22 protein-coding genes and 3 tRNA genes are annotated in these 22843 nt (G+C 65.6%); 23 read left to right on the top strand and 2 right to left on the bottom strand.

Annotated elements, in window-relative coordinates; all coding sequences use genetic code 11:
* Positions 1-88: 88 nt before the first annotated feature.
* From ACH46_RS16630 to ACH46_RS16575, 12 genes are all read left to right on the top strand, one after another.
* A tRNA-Thr gene (locus ACH46_RS16630) sits at positions 89-161 on the top strand.
* A gap of 35 nt (positions 162-196) precedes the next feature.
* Positions 197-270, top strand: a tRNA-Met gene (locus ACH46_RS16625).
* Between the two features lie 81 nt (positions 271-351).
* Positions 352-519 carry a 50S ribosomal protein L33 gene (gene rpmG / locus ACH46_RS16620; protein ID WP_062393905.1) on the top strand — a complete coding sequence of 56 codons (168 nt, stop codon included), beginning with the start codon at positions 352-354 and terminating at the stop codon, positions 517-519.
* Between the two features lie 161 nt (positions 520-680).
* Positions 681-1796 carry a fused (3R)-hydroxyacyl-ACP dehydratase subunits HadA/HadB gene (locus ACH46_RS16615; RefSeq protein WP_062393904.1) on the top strand — a complete coding sequence of 372 codons (1116 nt, stop codon included), beginning with the start codon at positions 681-683 and terminating at the stop codon, positions 1794-1796.
* Between the two features lie 145 nt (positions 1797-1941).
* Positions 1942-2014: transfer RNA gene (locus tag ACH46_RS16610), tRNA-Trp, on the top strand.
* A gap of 39 nt (positions 2015-2053) precedes the next feature.
* Positions 2054-2440, top strand: a complete 387-nt coding sequence (gene secE / locus ACH46_RS16605; protein WP_062393903.1) for a preprotein translocase subunit SecE — start codon at positions 2054-2056, stop codon at positions 2438-2440.
* A gap of 55 nt (positions 2441-2495) precedes the next feature.
* A complete protein-coding gene (nusG, locus tag ACH46_RS16600; RefSeq protein WP_062393902.1) occupies positions 2496-3230 on the top strand; it encodes a transcription termination/antitermination protein NusG in 735 nt (244 codons plus the stop codon).
* A gap of 98 nt (positions 3231-3328) precedes the next feature.
* Positions 3329-3763 carry a 50S ribosomal protein L11 gene (rplK, locus tag ACH46_RS16595; protein ID WP_062393901.1) on the top strand — a complete coding sequence of 145 codons (435 nt, stop codon included), beginning with the start codon at positions 3329-3331 and terminating at the stop codon, positions 3761-3763.
* A gap of 102 nt (positions 3764-3865) precedes the next feature.
* Entirely contained in the window at positions 3866-4576 is a 711-nt protein-coding gene (gene rplA, locus ACH46_RS16590; protein ID WP_062393900.1) for a 50S ribosomal protein L1, read from the top strand.
* Between the two features lie 212 nt (positions 4577-4788).
* Positions 4789-5928, top strand: a complete 1140-nt coding sequence (locus tag ACH46_RS16585; protein WP_062395554.1) for an esterase/lipase family protein — start codon at positions 4789-4791, stop codon at positions 5926-5928.
* Between the two features lie 130 nt (positions 5929-6058).
* Positions 6059-6898 carry a DUF2786 domain-containing protein gene (locus ACH46_RS16580; protein ID WP_062393899.1) on the top strand — a complete coding sequence of 280 codons (840 nt, stop codon included), beginning with the start codon at positions 6059-6061 and terminating at the stop codon, positions 6896-6898.
* Between the two features lie 53 nt (positions 6899-6951).
* Positions 6952-7392 (top strand): TIGR04338 family metallohydrolase, encoded by a 441-nt coding sequence (locus ACH46_RS16575; RefSeq protein ID WP_236995105.1) that lies wholly within the window; start codon positions 6952-6954, stop codon positions 7390-7392.
* 45 nt (positions 7393-7437) lie between these two features.
* Here the strand turns inward: ACH46_RS16575 and ACH46_RS16570 are convergent, their stop codons facing one another.
* Together ACH46_RS16570 and ACH46_RS16565 are read right to left on the bottom strand one after the other, a co-directional pair.
* Positions 7438-9483 (bottom strand): CocE/NonD family hydrolase, encoded by a 2046-nt coding sequence (locus tag ACH46_RS16570; RefSeq protein WP_062393897.1) that lies wholly within the window; start codon positions 9481-9483, stop codon positions 7438-7440.
* A 115-nt stretch (positions 9484-9598) separates the two neighbouring features.
* Complete coding sequence (locus ACH46_RS16565; protein ID WP_062393896.1) at positions 9599-10774, bottom strand: glycoside hydrolase family 76 protein; 1176 nt, start codon at positions 10772-10774, stop codon at positions 9599-9601.
* A gap of 308 nt (positions 10775-11082) precedes the next feature.
* Between ACH46_RS16565 and rplJ the strand changes: the two genes are divergently transcribed.
* The 11 genes from rplJ to ACH46_RS16510 all read left to right on the top strand — a co-directional run bounded on the left by rplJ (position 11083) and on the right by ACH46_RS16510 (position 22793).
* Positions 11083-11613, top strand: a complete 531-nt coding sequence (rplJ, locus tag ACH46_RS16560; protein WP_062393895.1) for a 50S ribosomal protein L10 — start codon at positions 11083-11085, stop codon at positions 11611-11613.
* A gap of 109 nt (positions 11614-11722) precedes the next feature.
* A complete protein-coding gene (rplL, locus tag ACH46_RS16555; RefSeq protein ID WP_062393894.1) occupies positions 11723-12109 on the top strand; it encodes a 50S ribosomal protein L7/L12 in 387 nt (128 codons plus the stop codon).
* Between the two features lie 459 nt (positions 12110-12568).
* Positions 12569-13798 carry an ABC transporter ATP-binding protein gene (locus ACH46_RS16550; RefSeq protein ID WP_062393893.1) on the top strand — a complete coding sequence of 410 codons (1230 nt, stop codon included), beginning with the start codon at positions 12569-12571 and terminating at the stop codon, positions 13796-13798.
* Between the two features lie 6 nt (positions 13799-13804).
* A complete protein-coding gene (locus ACH46_RS16545) occupies positions 13805-14611 on the top strand; it encodes an MlaE family ABC transporter permease (protein WP_062393892.1) in 807 nt (268 codons plus the stop codon).
* A 2-nt stretch (positions 14612-14613) separates the two neighbouring features.
* On the top strand, positions 14614-15486 hold the full coding sequence (locus ACH46_RS16540) for an MlaE family ABC transporter permease (protein WP_062393891.1): 873 nt from the start codon (positions 14614-14616) through the stop codon (positions 15484-15486).
* Between the two features lie 6 nt (positions 15487-15492).
* Positions 15493-16809, top strand: coding sequence for an MCE family protein (locus tag ACH46_RS16535; protein WP_062393890.1), 1317 nt, complete (start codon positions 15493-15495; stop codon positions 16807-16809).
* Positions 16806-17897 (top strand): MCE family protein, encoded by a 1092-nt coding sequence (locus tag ACH46_RS16530; RefSeq protein ID WP_062393889.1) that lies wholly within the window; start codon positions 16806-16808, stop codon positions 17895-17897. The genes ACH46_RS16535 and ACH46_RS16530 overlap by 4 nt, the downstream gene beginning before the upstream one ends.
* A 3-nt stretch (positions 17898-17900) precedes the next feature.
* Positions 17901-18977: an MlaD family protein gene (locus ACH46_RS16525; protein ID WP_062393888.1), complete on the top strand. Its 1077-nt coding sequence runs from the start codon at positions 17901-17903 to the stop codon at positions 18975-18977.
* Positions 18974-20239 carry an MCE family protein gene (locus ACH46_RS16520; protein ID WP_062393887.1) on the top strand — a complete coding sequence of 422 codons (1266 nt, stop codon included), beginning with the start codon at positions 18974-18976 and terminating at the stop codon, positions 20237-20239. Before ACH46_RS16525 ends, ACH46_RS16520 begins: the two co-directional genes overlap by 4 nt.
* Positions 20236-21552, top strand: coding sequence for an MCE family protein (locus ACH46_RS16515; RefSeq protein WP_062393886.1), 1317 nt, complete (start codon positions 20236-20238; stop codon positions 21550-21552). Before ACH46_RS16520 ends, ACH46_RS16515 begins: the two co-directional genes overlap by 4 nt.
* Positions 21549-22793: an MCE family protein gene (locus tag ACH46_RS16510; protein WP_062393885.1), complete on the top strand. Its 1245-nt coding sequence runs from the start codon at positions 21549-21551 to the stop codon at positions 22791-22793. The genes ACH46_RS16515 and ACH46_RS16510 overlap by 4 nt, the downstream gene beginning before the upstream one ends.
* Positions 22794-22843: the final 50 nt, after the last annotated feature.

The raw sequence follows: 22843 nt of genomic DNA, 5'->3' as shown, positions 1-22843 counted from the left end.
CAGCGGTTTTGGTTAATCTGGATGCGTATGTGTAACCTCGTTGAGGCTTCTGGGAACGGAGAACTTCTTCTTCGGGAACAGGACGAACGCCCCCTTAGCTCAGTCGGCAGAGCGTTTCCATGGTAAGGAAAAGGTCGACGGTTCGATTCCGTCAGGGGGCTCGCTTGGTTTTGGTCAACCGACCAGGACTGAACAGGGCGGTGTAGCTCAGCTGGTTAGAGCGCACGACTCATAATCGTGAGGTCGGGGGATCGAGTCCCCCCACCGCTACACATTCCGCCTACGCCGGTGGGACTTCGGCCCGAAAGCGTGGGACCGCAAGTACCGCAAGAGCTGAAAGTAGGCAACAAAGTGGCTTCCTCAACCGATGTGCGGCCGAAGATCACCTTGGCATGCGAGGTGTGCAAGCACCGCAACTACATCACCAAGAAGAACCGTCGCAACGACCCCGATCGTCTCGAGCTGAAGAAGTTCTGCCCGAACTGCGGCAAGCATCAGACGCACAAGGAGTCGCGCTAGGCGCGTCGCCTTCGGGCGATTTCTAGAGACTCAATAGAGCGAGGCACCTCACCTGTGAGGTGCCTCGCTTTATTTTGTCAGCACCCGGTCGGCAGCGGACAATGTAACGAATCAGTTTCGTGAAGTTCTCCCGTCGGACGCCTGTCGGCAGTCCGAGGGTCATGTGCGGCCGGGTGAGGCCGAGTGAAGGAGACCGTGCGGTTGTGACAGTGGAAGATGTGTTCGTCGACGAGCAGCTGGAAGCGGCTGTCGCGAACGAGTTGAGTGCGGAGCAGGTCGCTGAGCGCACCAAGGCGCTGGTCGGATACAGCTATGTCGCCGACGACTACTACGAGGTCGGTCGCGAGATGATCCGCTCGCATGCGCGCGCGGTCCAGTCCGACCACCCGGTGTTCTGGGATGAGGCGAAGGCGGCCGAGCTGGGCCACGACACCCTCGTCGCGCATCCGACCTTCGTCTCGGTCCTGGGGCTGATCATGCAGCGCCGCCTCTTCGAAGAGGTCATCACCGGCTACGACATGTGGCAGATCATGCAGACCGACCAGCGGCTGATCATGCATCAGCCGATGAAGCCGGGCGACAAGCTCGCCTGCAAGGTCTCGCTGGAGTCGTTCCGCCAGTCGATGGGCGCCGACCTGCTGGTGAGCCGGAACGAACTGACGAACCAGCTCGGCGAGCCGGTTGTCACGACCTTGACGTCTATCGTCGCGCGGGCGGCCATCGAGGTGGATCCCGAGCTGATCGGCAAGCTGAACGCCGTCATGATGCACGTCGACAACGAGGGCGTCGCAGGCAAGACCGCCGCCGACCTGCCGGTGGCCGACGAGCCGCCGGCGTTGGAACCGCTGGCGTACGGTGCCATCGACTTCGACACGCTCGAGGTCGGGCAGGAGCTCCCGGTGGTCCGCAAGTCTCTGACGCTCGGCAACCTGGTGAATTACGCCGGTGTGGCCGCCGACCCCAATCCCATCCACTTCTCGCGGGAGGTGGCCGAGGCGGTGGGCCTGGACGGTGTCGTCGCGCACGGCATGCAGACCATGGGCCTGGGTGCCACGGTGATCGGCGACTTCGTGGGCGACCCGGCGGCCATCTACGAGTTCAACGTGCGCTTCACGAGCCCGGTCTACGTGCCGACGATCGGAGCCGCGCACATCGACTTCAGCGGCAAGATCAAGTCGCTGGACCCGGAGACCCGTCGCGGCGTGATCGCGCTGGTGGCCAAGCAGGGCGACCGCAAGATCTTCGGCCGCGCGCAGGCGATGATTCAGTTCAACTGAGCTTCCCGACGGGGGCGAGTTGGGGTGAGCGGCACGTTTGCTCTACACTCGTTTGAGTCTGATCGTTCAGGCTTGCGCGCTGCCCGAGGGTGGCGCGTTGGTCTTGTTAGGGTTGGACACAGTGCGGGCCGACGGGTCCGTGCAAAGGGGCGTAGCTCAACTGGCAGAGCAGCGGTCTCCAAAACCGCAGGTTGCAGGTTCAAGTCCTGTCGCCCCTGCCCATCAGGGCACTAGCAGACGAAGGGATCGGTGAGAAGGTGGCCAAGCACGATCGCAAGGCTTCCGACGATGTCAACGACGACCGCGAGGCCGACGTCGACGTCGCCGACTCCGAGGAACTGCGTCCCAGCGGCAAGCGCTCGGCGCGTGGCCGTCGGAGTGCCGGCACGGGGGCTGCCACGGCAGTCGCCGAGCGAACGGCGGAGTCCACCGACACGACGACCGGCGTCAGCCGGAACCCGTTCGTGCGGATCTGGATCTTCCTCAAGCAGGTCGTCTCGGAGATGCGCAAGGTCGTCTGGCCGACGCGCAACGAGGTGATCAACTACTCGATCGCAGTCTTCGTGTTCGTCGTGCTCCTCACGGCGCTCATCTCGGGACTGGACATCGGGTTCGCCAAGCTGACCCTGCTGGTGTTCGGCTGACAGGCAATTACCACAGGGCGAGCAGCCCGAGTGACCAACGAAGGAGCGTGGGGCAGTGAGCACCCCGGAGAACGAGATCGAATCACCGGAGATCGGTGACGAGACCCCCGAGGCCACGCAGCCGGAGACGGCCGCACCGGAAGCCGCTCCCGAGCCCGTCGACCCGGTCGCGCAGCTGCGCGCCGAGTTGCGCCGTCTGCCCGGCGAGTGGTACGTCATCCACTCCTACGCCGGCTACGAGAACAAGGTGAAGACCAACCTCGAGACGCGCGTTCAGAACCTCGACGTCGGAGACTACATCTTCCAGGTGGAAGTGCCCATCGAAGAGGTCACCGAGATCAAGAACGGTCAGCCGAAGAAGGTGAACCGCAAGGTTCTGCCCGGCTACATCCTGGTTCGCATGGAGCTCAACGACGAGTCGTGGAGCGCCGTCCGCAACACCCCGGGTGTCACCGGTTTCGTCGGCATGACCTCGCGTCCGTCGCCGCTGACGATCAAGGAAGTCGTTCAGTTCCTGATGCCGCGCGCCGAGGTCCGCAAGGCGGAGGCCGCCAAGGCCGCTGCCGCGGCAGGCGAGAGTGTCGAAGCCGCGATCGCCGCGTCGTCGAACCTCGTCGAGGTCGACTTCGAGGTCGGCGAGTCGGTCACCGTCATGGACGGTCCGTTCGCGACCCTGCCCGCGTCGATCAGCGAGGTCAACACCGAGCAGCGCAAGGTGAAGGTCCTCGTCTCGATCTTCGGCCGCGAGACTCCGGTCGAGCTCGGCTTCAACCAGGTCGAGAAGCTCTAACGCACGGATGCACCGCGGCCGACCACGTGCCGCGACATCACACGAAGACTTCCGCGTATCCAGCGTGCGCGGATTTGTAAGGAAAAAGGACAAGAGAGATGCCTCCCAAGAAGAAGAAGATCGCCGGGATCATCAAGCTCCAGATCCAGGCGGGCCAGGCCAACCCGGCGCCGCCCGTGGGTCCGGCGCTCGGTCAGCACGGCGTGAACATCATGGAGTTCTGCAAGGCGTACAACGCCGCGACGGAGTCGCAGCGCGGCAACGTCATCCCGGTCGAGATCTTCGTGTACGAAGACCGCTCGTTCGACTTCAAGCTCAAGACTCCTCCCGCCGCCAAGCTGCTCCTCAAGGCGGCCGGTGTGCAGAAGGGCTCGGGTGAGCCGCACGTCAACAAGGTCGGCAAGGTCACGATGGACCAGGTCCGCGAGATCGCCAAGACCAAGACCGAAGACCTGAACGCCAACGACGTCGAGGCCGCCGCGAAGATCATCGCCGGCACCGCGCGTTCGATGGGCATCACGGTCGAAGGCTGATCCATTTCGGCGGGTGAGTCCCGTCGAACCCTCGTGGGAGGGCCGCGCTCGGCCCAGTAACCACTAACTCCCGCCCGAAGGCGGGGAGAAGGAACAGAGCACATGAGCAAGAAGAGCAAGGCCTACCGGGCCGCCGCTGAAAAGATCGATCGCGAGAAGCTGTACAGCCCGCTGGAGGCCGTCGCGCTCGCGAAGGACACCTCGTCGAAGAACACCGACTCGACCGTCGAGGTCGCAGTCCGTCTCGGCGTCGATCCCCGCAAGGCGGACCAGATGGTGCGCGGCACCGTCAACCTGCCGAACGGCACTGGTAAGACCGCACGTGTCATCGTCTTCGCGGCAGGCGACAAGGCCACCGAGGCCGCTGCCGCCGGTGCCGACGAGGTCGGCGCCGAGGACCTGATCGAGAAGATCCAGGGCGGCTGGCTGGACTTCGACGCCGCGATCGCCACCCCCGACCAGATGGCCAAGGTCGGCCGCATCGCGCGTGTCCTGGGCCCGCGCGGTCTGATGCCGAACCCGAAGACCGGTACCGTCACCACCGACGTGACCAAGGCCGTCAGCGACATCAAGGGTGGCAAGATCACCTTCCGCGTCGACAAGGCAGCCAACCTGCACTTCGTCATCGGCAAGGCGTCGTTCGACGCCGAGAAGCTGGCGCAGAACTACGGTGCCGCGTACGACGAGATCATGCGCGCGAAGCCGTCGGCCGCCAAGGGCCGCTACGTCAAGAAGGTCACCATCTCGACCAACTCGGGACCGGGCATCCAGGTGGACCCGCTGGTGACGCGCAACTTCGCCGGCGAGGCCTGATCTGACGGATCGGCTCCGCGAGAACAGTTGACGAAAGGCGCCTCCCGCTTCGGCGGGAGGCGCCTTTCGCTTTCTTCGGGGTGGCCTTCCCGCCCCTGAATCCCCTGATTGTTGACGTACGAGGCGTTTGTCCATATACTCCCCGTACTGCTTGAGGGCGAATTCTCTCGATTCGGTCTCTTACTCGAGGGGGAGTCTTGAAGGTCTGGTCGATGACTCTGCGACGCGGTCTCGTCGCGGTCGGTGCAATCATCACGATGTGCGGTCCGGTGGTGGCCGCAGGGCCGGCAACTGCCGCGCCTCAACAGGCGTCGGAGGTGGACGCGGCGCAACGCCTGACGGACTTCATCAACGCCTCACCGGGCGTGGGGCGGGCTGTCAACGGCTTGAAGCATCAGGTCGACTGGACCGGCCCCACGAAGAAGCTTCCGCCCGTGCAGCGCACGATCGGGGGCGGGCCGCCGCAGAGCGGCTTCTGGCCCGCGTTCGCACACGGTCAACTCAACCCCCGCATCGCGCCGTCCGGTGCGAACGACTGGAACTGCAAGCCGAAGTCGGGGCAGAACCCCGTAGTACTGCTGCACGGCACGTGGGAGAACGCCTATGACAACTGGGCTGCACTCGCCCCGGTGCTGAAGAAGGCCGGCTACTGCGTCTTCGCCCCGAATTACGGGCGCACCGATCTGCTCGACGTCGGCGGCCTCGGCACGGTTCTTCCCAACACGGGCGGTGTCGCCGAGGTCAGCCGTTCCGCCGAGCAGATCGCCCCGTACATCTCGAAGGTCCTGGCCGAGACGGGTGCGAAGAAGATCGACCTCATCGGTCACTCTCAGGGCGGCTTGTTGGCGCGCTATTGGATGAAGCGCTACAACGGTCACACGAAGGTGAATAACCTCGTCACCCTCGGCGCCACCAATAACGGCACCACGCTGCTCGGAATCGGCTGGCTCGGACGGACACTCACCACCGCGGGCCTCGATGTGTTGGCACCCGTGACGCTTCTGGTCGGATCAGCAGGCATCGACCAGACGATCGACTCGGCCACCGTCAAGTATGTGAACAACCGCGCACCGTTCCACGACAGCAAGCAGAAGCGGGTCTACCCAGACGTTCAGTACACGATCGTGGCGACTCGATACGACGAGGTGAGCACCCCGTACGATCGGACCTTCCTTCCCGGTGGCCGCAACGTCAAGAACATCACGCTGCAGAACGGCTGCGAGCAGGACGTGTCCGATCACATCTCGATGTCCTATTCGCCTCGAGCGCTGTCGATCGTGCTGAACACGCTCGACCCGCAGCGGTATCCGAAACTCGTGTGCTCAGCGAATCCCTGGTTCTTCAGTTTCTGAGAGTGCCGCCTGCCCGACTGAGTGGACTTCGGCGCCCTGAGACGGGTGGTACGGCGAACTGTGGACAACGTGCCGGAACCTGTGGACAACCGGTTCGCCAGACATCAGGGCCGATCATTACCGTGGCAGCATGCGCGACGACAAACTGCTGACGAAGATCGGCGGGCTGCTGAGGCAGGCCGAGGGGACCGACAACGAACACGAGGCCGAGGCCTTCATGGCGGCCGCGCAACGACTGGCCACCGCCGCGTCGATCGACCTCGCCCTGGCCCGGGCGCACGACCCCGCCGCGCGGAAGGCGGCGTCGCCGATCACCCGCCAGGTGCACATCGGCAAGGCGGGCAAACGAGGGCTGCGGACCTACGTGCAGCTGTTCGTGCAGATCGCCCAGGCCAATGACATCACCTGCGACGTCGCCTCCAACTCGACCTTCGTGATCGCCTACGGATTCGAATCGGATATCGACGCCTGCGAAGCGCTGTACACCTCGCTGGTGATCCAGATGGTCGCCGCCAGCGACGCCTACCTGAAATCGGGTGCGTACAAGGGCCAGACGGCACGGCAGGTGGTGACCCGGACCAACGGCTACGTGCGACGCCGCGTGGTGGAGGAGAAGGCGCTCTCACCCATCACCGCCCGCCTCAACTTCCAGTCGGCGTTCGCCAGTCGTATCGGTGCCCGCCTGCGGGAGGCCCGCGACGCCCAGCAGGCGGAGGCCATGGAGGACGCCACGTCGACCGTCGGGGGAGCGGGACGATCGGTGTCGACCGCCGTCGCGATGCGCGACAAGGAGATCGAGGTCAAGGACTTCTACCGCGCCGAGTCCACGGCGCGCGGCCACTGGCGGCCGACCAGCGCCAGGGCGGGCTATTCGACGGCGGCCCGCCAAGCCGGCGACCGGGCAGGCAAACGCGCCCGGATCGGGGCGGACGGACGGCTCGGCGGTGCCCGAGGCGCACTGGACCGGTGAGCCGGGACCACGCGCGCTCGCGCGTATACGACGCAGAGCGGATGGTGCACCGGATGCTCGACCGCGCGGGCAGCGCACACACCGTCCAGATCGTCGGTGCTCACCTCACGGTGCCCGCCGAGGCGCGGTTCGGGACGGTGGACGACGTCGCCGCCTACGTCGAGCGCGTGCTCGCGCTGGGGCCGGTGGGGGAGCGGTTCGAGCGAGCCGCGCTGCCGGTGGTCGTGAGGGCGCGACGCGGCCATCGTGCCGCCCACTACGAGCGAGGCGGCACCACCATCGCGGTCCCGGACTCGGCGGAGGGGCGCTGGGCGCTGCGCGAGTTGGTGGTCGTGCACGAACTGGCGCACCACCTCGACGAGATCGCCGATCCGGCGCACGGGCCGTCGTTCGTCGCCACGTTGATCGACCTGGTGGACCTGGTGATGGGGCCCGAGACGGCCCTGGTCTACCGGGTGATCTTCGGCGACAGCGGGCTGTCTGCGACGCAGTGAGTCGAAACCCCGTGAGGTCCGCTGGGACGCTCCCGCGCCGACCGGTCAGCGAACGGCGGTCGCGGTCACCACGGGGACGGGGTCGGCGCCGAGGTCGCCGTCGGTCTGGAAGGTCAGGTAGCTCGGCTTGGCCGGGTCCAGGACCAACTGCTGGCGGCGGCCGCGGGCCTTGATGAGGTCCGGCACGATCGTCAGGTAGCGGGGCAGGCTGGCCGCGTAGACGTCCACACGCAGCCGGTGGCCGGGCTGCAGAACGGCATCGGTCGGGACCAGATCCACGTCGATCCGGACCGGCTCGTCCGCGGGCACCGGAAGACGCCGCTCACGCGACAGATAGTGGTAGGCGTCCAGCAGGGCGCCGTCGGCGTCGTACGTGGACCGCGACGGGTCCAGCGCCCGGTTGGATGCGGTCAGTGCGCCGTTGGTCAGCACTGTGGATGTGCCGTCGGCGGCGACGTCGTTCACGGTGACTGCCCAGATGCCCTCGTGGGCGGTGGTGGAGACGTTGAGGCGCAGGTTCATGGCACCGGAGATCTGCGTGGGTCGCGATACCGCCTCGCTGGTGAAGCTGAGCGCCGACTCCTCCTGGAACGACGCGTCCTTGGTGAACTTCTCACCGAGGACGATCGACAGGCCCGCGGTGACCTGCGAGAGGTCGCGGGAGACGAAGCCGCGAAGGCTCGGGCGGATCCGCAACGACCGCCTGCGCGAGGCGCGACCGTTGCGGAGGCTGCCGTCGTGCTGCGTGTGCATCGCGGTGCCGGTGGGCTCCTCGGTGAGGAACAGGCGACGCGGAGTCACCTCGGGGCGGGGGAACGCCGGTCCGCACGACCAGCCACCGCCCTGCTGCTCCATGGTGACCGGGCCGTACCCGTCGACGCCGTTCTCGATGCCCTTGAGCCACCGGTCGAACCAGGCGCGCTGCAAGACGTCCAGACGCGGCGGGCTGTACGGCCGCTGGTGGTCGCAGCCGGGGTCCAAGTGGTAGCCGTCGGCGATGAGGACCTGCTTGCGGCCCGGCTCCATCTGCAGTTTGGAGTACACGCGGGTGGCGCTGCGGCCGAAGAGATCGTGCCAGCCGCCGACCGTGAACGTGGGACACGTGATGTTCTCGATGATCGGATCGCGCTCGGCGAAGTACGGATCGTCGAAGATGCGGTCGTCGCGGGCGGTCAGGAAGCCCCACATCAGCGACGGCATCTCCGTCGCCGGCGACTTCATCCGGGAGGCGAGCCAGCGGTAGCCGTCACCGCGGAGCACGTCGGCGACGGCGGTCGCCGGATTCGGCACCCATTTGAGACCGTTCACCAGGGCCAACCAGAACGGGATGAACGCCGACGGCATGCCGCCGGTGATGTAGATGTCGCGGACGATGTCCTCGCTGCCCTCCACCGCGAAGACGGCCTTGAGGGCTTCGGGGCGCAATGCTGCAGCCTGCAGGGAGTTGATGGCCGAATACGACCAGCCGGTCATCCCGACGCCGCCTTCGTACCAGCTCTGCCGGGTGATCCAGTCGATCACCTCGAGGCTGTCCTGCTGCTCGCGCGGACCGAGGATCTGCCACTTGCCGTGGGAGGTGCCGGTGCCGCGGACGTCGACCAGGACCTGCACGTACCCGGAGCGGACCAGTTCGCGGTTGACGCCGAAGACGTCCCACAGGCCCTTCGAGAAGGTGCGGGTGATGCGGGAGAGGCCGGCGAGTGAGCCCTCGTCGGTGGTGAACGTCGCGCTCGCGGTCTTGACGGTGCTGCCGATGACCGGTGCGTGCAGCGTGTGATCGATGCCGTCGAGGAGGGCGCGGTTGTACGGGTTGACGTTGAGGACGGCGGGCAGGGGAGTGCGGACCGGCTGACCGAAGCGATTGGCGGGGCGGACGACGGTGGCGCGGAGGCGGACGCCGTCGCTCATCGTCAGGCGGACGCTGCGGTCGATGTGCACGCGCGGGTACCGTTTGTCGCCGTCGACGGCCTGACGCCATTCCAGGGCGGCGGCGCCACCGGCCGCATCTCGGTACTCGGGTGCCGGCATCAACGTCGGGCGGTGGTTCGGTACTGCGAAGCGACCTTCAGACACGTCGTAGTCGAGCGTCATTTCCTGGTCCCCCCTTTGCCATGTACGAAAGCGGTTGCGCGGGTCCTCGCCGATGCGGCTGTGGCTTGCATCACGCGGACGTCTCATCAATCTAAAACGTTTGGGTGCCAGATTGTTAATCCGAGTTTGCTGAACCGGTGTGCTCGCTTGACCTGATTGTGACTGAAACCGCAGCTTCGAGCACAAATCCGGCGGAGATCTGGACCGACAGATCTCGCTCGGGAGTTTGCGAGGACGAGACGGCTCCGCCGATCTTTCTCGCGCCGCGACCCGAATCGTCGGGGATCCGGGCGGGCTTGCGCCAGTCCGGTCCGAACACCGGAAGACCGTCGGGCGCGACGGCCCGATGCTCCCAGACGGACTCCGCGCTGCGGAGGACGATCTCGCTCGAGCGCGCCCGCAACTCGTCGACGCCGGCGGCGTCGCCCGGAAGGTCGGTCGCGACCAACGCCAGGTATCGGGCCAGGATCCCGTTGAACAGGCCGCCGTCGCCGCCGCCCGCGCCCGAGACGACGCCGTCGGTGGTCATCCGGTCCTGCACCGCGCGCAACAACGCGTCGATGCGATCGAGGTGGATCCGGTCGGCGGTGAGCCGGTAAGCCTCCACCTCCGCGCCGAGCGCGACGCCCTGGCAGTAGGTGAACGTCGTCCCGTCGAGTTCGCGCACTCCGCCCGGCCGCACCCACAGGCCGTCGGCGATCAACCCCGACGGAAGCAGCAGCTCACGGTGGATCCAGTCGGCCATCGCGACGGCCCGCTCGCCGTGCCCGGTCCGGGCCAGGAGGATGGCGGCGGGCCCGTTGGCGGGTGCGTTGAAGAAGGTGTCGGTGGTCCGCCACGGGATGCCGCCGCCCAGCGCGGGCGACCAGGCGTCGACCATCTTCGACGACAGCGCCCGCCGGGCGCACGGATGCGATCGGTGCAGATGGCGGTCGACACGCTCGATCGCCAGGCCCATCCACGCCATGTCGTCGTAGTAGTCGTTGGTCCAGAGGAGGCCGTTGTGCAGCCGGATTCCGCGCAGGAGCGCGACGGCGTCGGCGGCGCACCGATCGTCGTCGCGGTGGATCGCGCCGTCGACGAGCAGGTCCACCAGGTGCGCCTGCCACCAGTAGTTCCACGACGCCGTCCACCGGTCGCGTCGTCGCGGATGGGTGACGGGCGGCCAGGCGACGGCGCCGATCAGAGTGCCCGGCACCCAACCCAGCAGCGGGCGGAGACTCCGGGAGGCGATCGCGACCTGCGCGGCGGCCGCGCGGTCCTGAACCGTCGATTTGGATTCGATGGACATGGGCAGTAGCCTATTCGTCGGTGCAGTGAGCCATGCTCGCTGCGTCAGTTCAACCAGAGACCGTTGGTTGTCGGACGTGTTCCGATCGAAGGCCCGATGAGAGTCGGCGGCCCACGCAGGATGAACGTGGTGAGACTTCACCCATGGCGGTCCTCCGTCATGGGATCTGTGCGCCCCGTGCCTCCTGCCCGGGGCGCTTTCCTTTTCTGCAGGCACCTCGTCGAGCGCCCCGCCTCCACCGCACAGTCTGGATACCCGCGCCCCGGTTCGCCGGGACGCAACGAATGTGACACGAGAGGAGGCGAAGTATGGCTAAGGCTGACAAGGTTTCTGCCGTCGCAGAGATTGCGGGGCAGTTCAAGGACTCGACCGCCGCTGTGATCACGGAATACCGCGGTCTCACGGTTCCGCAGATCCAGGAGCTGCGTCGTTCGCTCGGCGAAGGCGCTGTCTACTCCGTCGCCAAGAACACCCTCACCAAGCGTGCTGCCGCAGAGGCGGGCGTCGAGGGTCTCGATGACCTGTTCACCGGTCCGACCGCGATCGCCTTCATCGAAGGTGAGCCGGTTGTGGCTGCCAAGGCGATCAAGACGTTCGCCAAGGACAACAAGAACCTGGTCATCAAGGGCGGCTACATGGACGGCCGTGCGCTGTCCGTGGCTGAGATCGAGCAGATCGCCGACCTGGAGACCCGCGAGGTCCTGCTGGCCAAGCTGGCAGGCGCCATGAAGGGCAACTTGGCAAAGGCCGCAGGGCTGTTCAACCAGCCCGCATCGCAGGTCGCGCGACTCGCCGCGGCTCTGCAGGAGAAGCAGGAAGCTGCCGGCGACGCCGCGTAGTCGACTTGACTCCACCCGGTTCAAGCGGCTGCCGCCGTGCGGGCCACCACCCCATAAACCAACCTGCACCGCAGGTTCCCCGCATAGGGATTAACGGAAGGACGCCATCATGGCGAAGCTCACCGCTGACGAGCTCATCGATCAGTTCAAGGAACTGACCCTGCTGGAGCTCAGCGATTTCGTGAAGAAGTTCGAAGAGGTCTTCGAGGTCACCGCCGCTGCTCCGGTCGCCGTCGCTGCTGCCGGTGCTCCGGCCGCCGGCGCCGAGGCCGCCGCTGAGCAGGACGAGTTCGACGTCGTCCTCGAGGGCGCAGGCGACAAGAAGATCCAGGTCATCAAGGTCGTCCGCGAGGTCGTCTCGGGTCTGGGCCTGAAGGAGGCCAAGGACCTCGTCGAGAGCGCTCCGAAGGCTCTCCTGGAGAAGGTCAGCAAGGAAGACGCCGAGGCTGCCAAGGCCAAGCTGGAAGAGGCCGGCGCCAAGGTCTCGCTCAAGTGAGACTGAGCGCTTAGCGCATCTTCTCGCCGTCGGGCGAAGTCGAATGAGGCCCGCAGGGAAACCTGTGGGCCTCATTCGCTGTCTGCGGCATCGATGGTCCCGTGGGTGTGTCGGTGGACGGAAGGCGCGCAGCAGGCCGTACAGGCGGTCTTACGACGGTCTGCCGAACCGGTCCGCGGCGTGATATTCCCATGAGTGATGAAGGTCTCCTTCGGATGTTCGGTTCGCTTTGGAACACGCGGCTTCTTTATGTATTCTCAGCACACCAATACGTTACTGACGGGTACAAGTACTTTTGCTCCGGTTTACCTTCGGGTACTGAAGTACGACGAAAGACCCTGGTGCGTTAGAGTGACCGCAGCCACAGCCTTCCCGGGCGAGTGGCAGCGGAAACTCTGTAGGGGGAGCGGCGCGCCTCGCACCTCGTACGCGGTACATACGAAAGGTCTGGAGGACACTGTGGGTGTTGAGGTCAAAGTCGAGGGGCTAACCAAGTCGTTCGGCTCGCAGAACATCTGGCGAGACGTAACCCTGACCCTGCCTGCGGGCGAGGTCAACGCACTGCTGGGACCGTCCGGTACCGGTAAATCGGTCTTCTTGAAGACCTTGATCGGCCTGCTGCATCCGGAGCAGGGTTCGGTCATCATCGACGGCACCGACATCACCGAGTGCTCGGCCAAGGAGCTCTACGAGATCCGCAAGCTGTTCGGCGTCCTGTTCCAGGACGGCGCACTGTTCGGCTCGATGACCCTGTTCGACAACATCGCCTTCCCGCTTCGTGAGCACACGAAGAAGAAGGAGGATGAGATCCGTCGCATCGTCCTGGAGAAGATGGAGCTGGTCGGTCTGGCCGGTGCCGAGGGCAAGCTCCCCGGTGAGATCTCGGGTGGTATGCGTAAGCGCGCCGGCCTCGCTCGAGCTCTCGTGCTGAACCCCGAGATCATCCTCTGCGACGAGCCGGACTCCGGCCTCGACCCCGTGCGTACCGCTTACATCTCCCAGCTGCTGATCGACATCAACGCGGAGATCGACGCGACGATCCTGATCGTCACGCACAACATCAACATCGCCCGCACCATCCCGGACAACATCGGCATGCTCTTCCGCAAGGAACTGGTCATGTTCGGTCCGCGCGAGCAGCTCCTTACCTCGGATCAGCCAGTCGTCAAGCAGTTCCTCGCCGGTGACCGCTTCGGCCCCATCGGCATGTCGGAGGAGAAGGACGAGGCGATCGCCGCGGCCGAGGCCGCGATGCAGGCCGCGGGCATCTCCGGCGGTGGTACGCAGGACGACTTCTCCGAGATCATCCCGCAGGTGCAACCGAACCCGGGCGTCCAGGTCCGCAAGGCCTCGATCCGTCACCGCGCCAACGTCCTTCGGATGCTGCCGACCCTCCCTCCCAACGCGCAGGCCGCCATCCGCGCCTCGATCGCCGAGGAGGATGCGCGCGCCGCGGAGTCTCCGGAGTCGGTCGCGACGCTCGTCGCCCTGGCGAACACGGACTTCAGCTCCGAGGCGGGTATCAACGCTGCCCTCGCGCAGGCCAACGTGGTCTCCGACCGCCCGACCGAGGTCATCGACCGTCCGACCGATGTCTACGCCACCGCAGGCGACGACGCACTGACTCAGCCGATCGACACGTCCGCGATCGAGACGGCCGTCCGCAAGTCTGATGGACAAGGGGAGTAATCAGGCATGACAAGCGCCACTTCGCGTGGTGTCGACAAGATTGCGAATGCCGGTGAGGGTGCCCTCGCCCAAACCGGTAACATCGTCCAGCTCTTCGTCGACGTAGCCCGCCAGCTCTTCGCGCGACCGTTCCAGTTGCGTGAATTCATCCAGCAGGCCTGGTTCATCGCCAGCGTCACGATTCTGCCGACCGCGCTCATCGCGATCCCGTTCGGCGCCATCGTCTCGCTGCAGACCGGTTCGCTGATCAAGCAGCTCGGCGCCGAGTCGTACACCGGTGCGGCGTCGGTCCTCGTCGTCGTCCAGCAGGGCTCGCCACTGGTGACGTCCCTGCTGGTCGCCGGTGCTGCGGGCTCGGCAGTGGCCGCCGACCTCGGATCACGAACGATCCGTGAAGAGATCGACGCCATGGAAGTGCTCGGCATCAACCCGATCCAGCGTCTGGTGGTGCCCCGCGTCTTGGCGATGGTCCTCGTGGCCGTCCTGCTCAACGGCCTGGTCGCCGTCGTCGGCATCGGCGGAGGCTACTTCTTCAACGTGGTCGTCCAGGGCGGAACGCCCGGCGCCTACCTCGCGTCGTTCGGCGCACTGGCCCAGCTGCCCGACCTCTACATCTCGACATTGAAGGCCGTGATCTTCGGTGTCATCGCAGGTGTGGTCGCCGCCTACAAGGGCCTCAACCCGAAGGGCGGCCCGAAGGGCGTCGGTGACGCGGTCAACCAGTCCGTCGTCGTCACGTTCCTGCTGCTCTTCTTCGCAAACCTGATCATCACTGCGGTCTTCCTGCAGATCGTCCCGCCGAAGGTTGGTTAGTCATGACACGTGGTGTGACGATCTCCAAGAGCAGGCCCGAATACCTGCTCTATGAGGCACGCAAGCAGCTCGGCCGTCCGCTGAAGCTGCTCGACGGCGCCGGCGAGCAGATGTCGTTCTACGGCCGCACGCTCGCCTGGATCCCCAAGACCCTGGTGCACTACACCCGCGAGGTGATGCGCCTGCTCGCCGAGGTGGCCTTCGGCTCCGGCGGTCTCGCCGTCATCGGCGGCACCGTGGGCGTCATGGTCCTGATGTCGGGCTTCACCGGCGTCGTGGTCGGCATGCAGGGCTACGCGGCCCTGGACCAGATCGGCTCCCAGGCGCTGACCGGCTTCCTGTCGGCCTACGTCAACACCCGCGAGGTGGCGCCGCTGGTCGCAGGCCTGGCGCTCTCGGCGACGGTCGGCTGCGGCTTCACCGCCCAGCTCGGCGCCATGCGCATCTCGGAAGAGATCGACGCCCTCGAGGTCATGGCCGTCCCGTCGGTCCCGTTCCTCGTCTCCTCGCGCGTCATCGCCGGCTTCATCGCCGTCATCCCGCTGTACGTTCTGGGTCTGATGGCCGCCTACCTGGCGTCGAGGGTGGTCAACACCGTCTTCAACGGCCAGTCGACCGGCTCGTACGACCACTACTTCAATCTGTTCCTGCCACCCGTCGACGTCCTCTGGTCGTTCGGCAAGGTGTTGATATTCGCGTTCGTCATCATCCTGATCCACTGCTACTACGGCTACTTCGCCAGTGGCGGCCCGGCAGGCGTCGGTGTGGCCGTCGGTCACGCCGTGCGAACAGCCCTCGTGCTGATCGCGGTGATGGACTTCTTCCTGGGCCTGGCGATCTGGGGTACGACCACGTCGATCCGAGTGGGAGGTTAGGCAAGCGTGAAGACACTGAAACGAAGGCTGTTGGGCCTGGTGTTCTTCGCCGTCGTGATCGGCCTGTTGGTCGTCTCGCTGGTGAAGTTCAGCGGCGGCTTCGACACGTACAAGACGATCACCCTGCGCACTGACAACGCAGGCAACTCGCTGGTCAAGAATGCCGACGTCAAGGCCAACGGTGTCGTCGTCGGCGCCGTCCACGCCGTGAACGTGCAGCCGGGCGGCAAGGTCGCCGTCGAACTCCGGATCACCCCGGACCAGATGAAGAACCTGCCCGACGGCACCACCGCGCGTGTCCTGCCGAAGACCCTGTTCGGCGAGCGCTACATCGCGCTGCAGATCCCGAAGAACTCCGACGGCGGCACCCTGCACGAGGGATCGGTCATCACGACCGACAAGCAGGGCAACGCGGCCGAGGTCGAGGACCTCTTCGACGCGCTGCTGCCGGTCATCAAGGCCATCCCGCCGCAGGACCTGAACGTCACGCTGAGCGCGATCTCGCAGGCCATCGGCGGCAAGGGCCACCAGATCGGTGAGATCGTCGAGCGCCTGAACACCATCTTCAAGCGCGTCAACGCGAACATGGACGACCTGCAGGGCACCATCCGCGGCCTCGCGACCTTCTCGCAGACCTACGCGACCGCACTGCCGGACATTATCGACGCCTTCGACAACCTCCGCGTCACCGGCAACACGATCGTCGAGCGGCAGAGCGACCTGCGCTCCACCATCCAGACGCTGGGTGTGGCCGCGGTGGACACCACCAAGTTCTTGAAGAAGAACAAGAAGGACATGCTCGACCTGTTCATCGACTCGGAGCCCTTCCTGAAGGGACTCGCCATGCAGTCGCCGACGTTCGGGTGCATGTTCAACAACTTCGCCAAGATCATGCCGAAGATCGGCACCATCGTCGGCAAGGGCACGGCCAACCCCGGCGTCCGCGTGAACCTGCAGTTCGTGAACCCGCGCGGTCGCTACCTGCCGAACCAGGACGAGCCGCGGATGAACTGGAAGAACCCGCCGGCCCGCTGCTACCAGCCCGCCACCAACGGTCGTCCGTTCCCGCAGTACCCGGGCGGCAGCGTTCCCGACGGCTCGTACCAGCCGCCGTCGCGCAACGCCGGTCCGAGCACCTGGCCCGACCTGCCGCAGCCGCAGTTCAGCGTTGCGCCCAGCGGGAAGATCTCCGATTCCGACTACCAGAAGCAGCTGAAGGTCATGTACGCCGCTGCTTCCGGCATCAACCCCGAAGAGGTTCCGACGTGGATCACCTACATCGGCGCAGGTGCGCTGCAGGGAGCGGAGGTGACTGTTAAGTGAGAGGCATCGTCGCACCCCTGGTGAAGCTGATCGTCTTCGCCGTCATCACGATCATCGCGACCGCGATGCTCGGCCTGACCATCGCCAACGCCGGCTCGGGCGGAAGCTCGAACTTCAAGGCCGTCTTCGACGACGCCGCCATGCTCAACCCCGGTGACGACGTCCGCATCGCGGGCGTCCGCGTCGGCCAGATCGACTCCGTCGAGATCACCGACCGCAACAAGGCACTGGTCAGCTTCAGCGTCGACCGGGACCGCCTCCCGCGCGGCACCCAGCTCTCCATCCGCTACCGGAACCTGACCGGCCTGCGGTACATGGCGTTGGAGAAGGGCCCCGGAGCCCTCGGCGACACCGTCGACCAGGGCTTCACGTTCCGCAACGTGGCGGGCCAGGAGCCCAGCACCCACGACGCGGTGAACCTGACGGAACTGTTCAACGGGTTCCGCCCGCTGTTCAAGCAGATCACCCCCGAGGACATGAACAAGCTCGCGGAGACCATCATCAAGGTCTTCCAGGGCGACATGGACACCACGATCGGCAGCCTGATCGACGACACGTCGAGCCTCACCAACGCACTGGCCGACAAGGACAAGGTGATCGGCGACATGATCACCAACCTGACCAAGGTCCTGGACACGGTGAACCGCAACGACGACCAGTTCACCAGCCTGCTGGTGAACACCGAGAAGCTGATCACCGGTCTGGCCGCGCAGCGTGACTCGGTCGGCTCGGCCATCACGTCGGTGTCGAACCTGACCACGGTCACCGGCTCCATCCTCAGCAAGACGCGGCCGGCCATCCAGGGCGACGTCGCCGGGATCAAGTCGCTGTCGGACCAGCTGAACACGCGGACCGACGACATCGAGCAGGCGCTCACCAACCTGCCGGTCAAGCTCCAGCGGATCGGTCGCGCCGCGACCTTCGGCTCCTGGTTCCAGTTCTACATGTGCGGCATCGACGTCGTCGCAGGCAACGGCAAGTCCACCAGGCTGACCCAGCCGGTGATTCCGCTGCCGAACATCAACCACGTTCTCTACACCAGCGCCGCGACGCGTTGCTGGCGGAACAACCAGCCGGGAGGGAGGTAACGCATGAGCGACCAACAGGAAACTCCGGACGGCAAGCCGCCGGTGCCGACGACGCCGAAGAAGAGTCGCCGCTTCGCCGGACGGCGAAGCGCGGTGAGCATCGGTGCAATGGGTCTGCTGATCCTGATCATGGCCGCGGTCTCGTCCTTCTACTTGAAGGACCTTCCGCTGGTCGGAGCAGGCGCGCGCTACACCGCGGTGTTCGACGAGGCCGCAGGCCTCAAGGCGGGCAACGAGGTCCGTGTCGCGGGCGTCAAGGTCGGTGAAGTGACCGACGTCTCATTGAACCGCGACAAGGTCGACGTGAAGTTCACCGCGAACAACACGTGGATCGGCAACCAGACGCAGGCCTCGATCCAGATCAAGACGGTCCTGGGCCAGAAGTACCTGGCACTGAACCCGAAGGGCACCGATCTCGCCGATCCGAGCGAACCCCTCACCGACACGGTGTCGCCGTACGACGTCATCGAGGCCTTCGGTGACGCCGCGGATCAGATCGAGAACGTCGACACCGACAAGGTGGCGGAATCGCTCCGCGCACTGTCGCACGCCTTCTCGGGCACCAACTCCAAGGACATCAGCTCCTCGCTGACCGGCATCTCGCGACTGTCGAACACCATCGCCAGCCGCGACGCCGAGGTGCAGAAGCTGCTCAAGGCCACCAAGGACTCGTCGAAGATCCTGGCCGACCGCAACGAGGAGTTCACGAAGCTGATCGCCGGTACCGGCGTGCTGCTGAAGGAGCTGAACAACCGGCAGAAGGACATCTCCGCACTGCTGGCCAGCACCACCTCGCTCAGCAAGGCGCTCACCGGCATCGTTCGGGACAACGAGAAGCAGCTCGGCCCGGCCCTCGACTCCCTCAAGGGCGTCACCGACCTGCTGACCCGCCAGAACAAGAACGTGCGCGACACCATCACCTACATGGCGCCGTTCTACCGGCTGTACGCCAACGTGCTCGGCAACGGGCGCTGGTTCGAGGCCACCGTGACCAACCTCCTGCCGCCGGCTCTGCCGCAGCAGAACACGACGCGGCCGCCGAACATGCAGAAGAATGTCAATAATGGAGGTCCCCGATGAGCAACTCGGATCAGTCCTCGGGATTCTTCAGCAAGAAGAACATCGTCTACGGCGCACTCGGTGCGGTCCTGCTCCTCATCATCGGTGCGGGCGGCTACTGGGCGTCGACCCTGATCGGCACCACTAAGATCACGGCGACCTTCAACAGCGCCGTCGGCATCTACGAGGGCAGCAACGTCAGCGTCCTCGGCGTGGACGTCGGCAAGGTCACCAAGGTGGAGCCGCAGGGCGAGACCGTGAAGGTGCAGATGCGGGTCAACCGCGGCGTGGAGCTCCCCGCCGACGTGAAGGCCGTGCAGATCATCCCGTCGATCGTCGCCGACCGCTACGTGCAGTTGATTCCCGCGTACACCGGGGGAGCGAAGGCCGGAAGCGACATCGAGCTGTCGACCAAGCAGACGCGAGTCCCGGTCGAGATCGACGCGATCTACGCCAACCTGCAGAAGCTGTCGAAGTCGCTCGGCCCGGACGGTGCCAATAAGAAGGACACGGAGTCGCCTCGCGGCGCGGTCACCGACTTCGTCGACGTCTTCTCCAAGAGCCTCGACGGCAACGGCGCCAAGCTCGGTGACGCGATCACCAACCTGTCGAAGGCGGCGGGCACGCTGTCGAACGGTAGCGACGACCTGGTGAGCACCATCAAGAACCTGGACGTCTTCGTCGGTGCACTCCGCGAGAACGACAGCCAGGTGCGTCAGTTCAACACGCAGATGGCCTCGTTCAACACGTTCCTCGCCGGGGAACGCGATCAGCTCGGCCAGGCGCTGAACACCCTGTCGTACGCGCTCGGCGATGTCGCGACCTTCGTCGCCGACAACAACAAGAAGCTCGGCGACGCGATTCGCGACCTGCAGCCGACCGGTCAGGCGCTCCTGGACAACAAGGATCACCTGCTGGAGATCCTGACGGTGATCCCGGTGGTGCTCAGCAACCTGATCAACACCTACGACGCGGAGTCGGGCACGCTCGCCATGCGCCTGAACTTCCCGGAGGCTCAGGATCCGCTCGGTGCCACCTGTAAGCTGCTCGACCTCGGCAAGCTGTTGCCGGGCAACCCGATGGCCGTGGACTTCAGCCGCAAGCTGGCCCCGCTGGTCAACAACTGCAAGGCGGTCGGCAAGCAGATCACCGACGGTGTTCTGACCCCGATGCTGCCGGTCCTGCCGTTCGGAATCCTGAGCGGTGACAAGGAGCAGAAGAACCCGGCTCCGGGAACCAACAGCGGCAACCCCGATCCGAGACTGCCTGGAGGACAGCGATGAAGGTGAAGTTGTCGACGCGCACGCGCGTCGCCGGCATGGGCGCTGCACTCGTGTCGGTCCTGACGCTGACCGGCTGCGCCGGCATCCAGTCGGTACCGCTGCCCGGCGGTGTGGACGTGGGCGACAACCCGCGCACATACAAGATCCAGTTCGACGACATCCTCGACCTGGTGCCGCAGTCCGTGGTGAAGCAGGACGGCATTCCCGTCGGGCAGGTCACCAAGGTCGAGGTGCCAAAGGACTCGTGGAACGCGGTCGTGACCGTCAAGGTCAAGAACAGCGTGGATCTGTCCGACAAGGCGTCGGCCTCGGTGCAGCAGACCAACCTGCTCGGCGAGAAGTTCGTGGCGCTGAACGAGTCGCCGGAGGCCACTCCGGCCACCCCGCGGCAGCCAGAGTCGCAGACCATCCAGTCGAGCCGCACCCGCACGGTCACCGACATCGAGCAGCTCCTCGGCGCCCTGTCGATGCTGCTCAACGGTGGCGGCATCAACCAGCTGGAGCCGATCATCACCTCGCTCAACGAGGCGCTCGGTGATCGTCCCTCCGCGGTCCGTTCGCTGCTGAAGCAGTCCGAGATCCTGATCGGCAACCTGAATCGTCAGCGCGACGACATCATTCGCGCCGTCGACGGCGTCAGCCGCCTGTCGGACCGGGCCAACCAGCAGACCGATCAGATCGAGCGCATCCTGAACGAGCTGCCCGCAGGCGTCAAGGTGCTCGAGGAGCAGCGGCCGCAGTTCGTGGACCTGCTGACCAAGCTCGACGACCTCGGCGACGTCGGCACCGCGATCCTCGGCAAGGCACACGACGAGATCATCACCGATCTCAAGGCGCTGAGGCCGATCCTGTCGGAGCTGTCGAAGTCCGCGCAGGACGCCGTCACCGCGATTCCGCTGATCCCGACCATCCCGTTCCCGGACGACCTGCTTCCGGGTGTGCACGGTGACTCGACCAACCTGTTCATGACGGTGGACCTGCGGCTGCTGAACCAGCTGGAGGCGCTCGGCGTCGGCCAGGGCAAGCCGAAGTACCAGCCGCCGTCGGTGAATCCGCCGCCGGTGTACAAGGGCAACCCCTACGTCAACGGCAACGGTCCCCGCTACGGCTGGCCGACCATCTCGCTGCTGCCGCCGGCACCGAACTCGCGACCGGGTCCGAACACCCCGCCGTCGGGTGGCACCTACCCGATGAACCCGACGTCGAAGAAGAAGCCCACGTCGAAGAAGAATCAGTACACGATGATGCCGACTCGCGACGGGAACTTCATGAACGGAACGATGCGGATGCTGCTGGGAGGTGAAGGCCAGTGATCACCAGGCTGGTCAAGGTCCAGTTGATCGTGTTCGCCGTCATCGGCGTCCTCGCGATCGTCTACGTGGGCGCCAAGTATGCGCGCCTCGACAAGCTGGTCGGAGTGTCGACCTACAACGTCAACCTGCACATGGACGATGCCAGCGGCGTCTTCACCAACGCCGAGGTCACCTACCGCGGCGTGCCGGTGGGTCTCGTCGGTCCCATGGAGATGGTCCCGTCGGGCGGGGTCGACGTGACCCTGCTGCTGAACTCCGGCGGCCCGAAGGTTCCCGACTCCGCGGTGGCGGTCCTCGCGAACCGTTCGGCGATCGGTGAGCAGTTCATCGACCTGCAGCCCAAGAACGATCAGGGGCCGTTCCTGAAGGACGGCAGCCGCATCCAGGGTGCCGAGGTTCCGCCGAAGCTGCAGGACGTCATCGCCGACACCATCACCCTCACCAAGACGGTGCCGGTGGAGCAGCTGAGCAAGGTCATCAACGAGCTCGGTCAGGCGTTCAACGGCAAGGGTGACGACCTCACCCGACTGGTGACGTCGCTCGACAAGATCTCGAAGCACGGCATCGACAACCTCGATTCCATCGTCAGCCTGATCAAGAACTCGAACGTGGTGCTGGGCACGCAGGCCGAGCAGTCGGACGAGATCCTGGCCTGGTCGAAGAACCTCGATCTGGTGGCCGCTCAGTTGAGCGCGTCGGATCCCGACATCCGTCGGATCCTCGCGACCGCCCCGCGGACGGCGACCACCCTGTCGCAGTTCATTCAGGACAACGGGGACGACGCGACCAAGCTGATCCATCAGCTGGGTGCGACGCTCGATCACGTCGAGCCCGCCGCGTTCGCGACCGGTGTCACGTTCGCGCTGCTGTCCGCACTGTCGGCGGGTGCTCACAGCATCACCCCCGGCGACGGTCAGATCCACTTCGGCATCGTGCTCGAGACCGGCAACCCGGTGAGCTGTACTCGCGGCTACGAGAGCACGCAGCAGATGATCGCGGACATCAAGAAGAAGAATCCGAACTTCGACATCAACTACGATGAGTTCCCGATGAACACCAAGGCGAAGTGTGACGTGCCGGTCGGCAACCCGACCTCTGTGCGCGGCGCAGCTCGTGCCCCGCTGGCCAACCCGGATATTCCGCAGCCGTGGGACAACACGCCGAAGAAGGATCCCGACAAGTTGAATCTGAACCCGCTGGCCACCCAGCTCGCAGGCCTGATGGGCGTGCACGCACGGTAGCCCCGACCACTCTGCCGCCGCTGATTCAGCGGCGGCAGATTGGCGAGGTG

Source organism: Gordonia phthalatica, assembly GCF_001305675.1.
GTDB classification, from domain to species: Bacteria; Actinomycetota; Actinomycetes; order Mycobacteriales; family Mycobacteriaceae; genus Gordonia; species Gordonia phthalatica.
This window is presented reverse-complemented; position numbering and strand designations above follow the sequence as displayed.